This is a genomic window from Alistipes sp. CHKCI003 (assembly GCF_900021155.1).
GTDB classification, from domain to species: Bacteria; Bacteroidota; Bacteroidia; order Bacteroidales; family Rikenellaceae; genus Alistipes; species Alistipes excrementavium.
In genome coordinates, this window is record NZ_FCNT01000097.1 from 1 (window position 1) to 1,538 (window position 1,538).

Annotated in this window: 1 rRNA gene; it reads left to right on the top strand. The window is 53.1% G+C overall.

Going from position 1 to position 1,538, the window contains the following annotated elements:
* The first annotated feature begins 6 nt into the window (after positions 1-6).
* Positions 7-1,532: ribosomal RNA gene (locus BN3659_RS11725) — 16S ribosomal RNA — on the top strand.
* Positions 1,533-1,538: the final 6 nt, after the last annotated feature.

Sequence of the window (1,538 nt, forward strand, 5' to 3'; positions counted from 1 at the left end):
TTTCATACAATGGAGAGTTTGATCCTGGCTCAGGATGAACGCTAGCGGCAGGCTTAACACATGCAAGTCGAGGGGCATCATTGGAGTAGCAATACTTCAGATGGCGACCGGCGCACGGGTGCGTAACGCGTATGCAACCTACCTTTAACAGGGGGATAACACTGAGAAATTGGTACTAATACCCCATAACATCGCAGACGGCATCGTTTGCGGTTGAAAACTCCGGTGGTTAGAGATGGGCATGCGTTGTATTAGCTGGTTGGTGGGGTAACGGCTCACCAAGGCGACGATACATAGGGGGACTGAGAGGTTAACCCCCCACATTGGTACTGAGACACGGACCAAACTCCTACGGGAGGCAGCAGTGAGGAATATTGGTCAATGGACGCAAGTCTGAACCAGCCATGCCGCGTGCAGGATGACGGCTCTATGAGTTGTAAACTGCTTTTGTACGAGGGTAAACGCAGATACGAGTATCTGTCTGAAAGTATCGTACGAATAAGGATCGGCTAACTCCGTGCCAGCAGCCGCGGTAATACGGAGGATCCGAGCGTTATCCGGATTTATTGGGTTTAAAGGGTGCGTAGGCGGTTCGATAAGTTGGAGGTGAAATGTTAGGGCTTAACCCTGAAACTGCCTCCAATACTGTTGGGCTAGAGAGTAGTTGCGGTAGGCGGAATGTATGGTGTAGCGGTGAAATGCTTAGAGATCATACAGAACACCGATTGCGAAGGCAGCTTACCAAACTATATCTGACGTTGAGGCACGAAAGCGTGGGGAGCAAACAGGATTAGATACCCTGGTAGTCCACGCAGTAAACGATGATAACTCGTTGTCGGCGATACACAGTCGGTGACTAAGCGAAAGCGATAAGTTATCCACCTGGGGAGTACGTTCGCAAGAATGAAACTCAAAGGAATTGACGGGGGCCCGCACAAGCGGAGGAACATGTGGTTTAATTCGATGATACGCGAGGAACCTTACCCGGGCTTGAAAGTTAGCGACAGACATTGAAAGATGTTTTCCCTACGGGGCGCGAAACTAGGTGCTGCATGGTTGTCGTCAGCTCGTGCCGTGAGGTGTCGGGTTAAGTCCCATAACGAGCGCAACCCCTACCGTTAGTTGCCATCAGGTCGAGCTGGGCACTCTGGCGGGACTGCCGGTGTAAGCCGAGAGGAAGGTGGGGATGAGGTCAAATCAGCACGGCCCTTACGTCCGGGGCTACACACGTGTTACAATGGTAGGTACAGAGGGCAGCTACCCTGCGAAGGGATGCGAATCTCGAAAGCCTATCTCAGTTCGGATTGGAGGCTGAAACCCGCCTCCATGAAGTTGGATTCGCTAGTAATCGCGCATCAGCCATGGCGCGGTGAATACGTTCCCGGGCCTTGTACACACCGCCCGTCAAGCCATGGGAGCTGGGGGTGCCTGAAGTTCGTGACCGCGAGGAGCGACCTAGGGCAAAACCGGTGACTGGGGCTAAGTCGTAACAAGGTAGCCGTACCGGAAGGTGCGGCTGGAACACCTCCTTTCTGGAG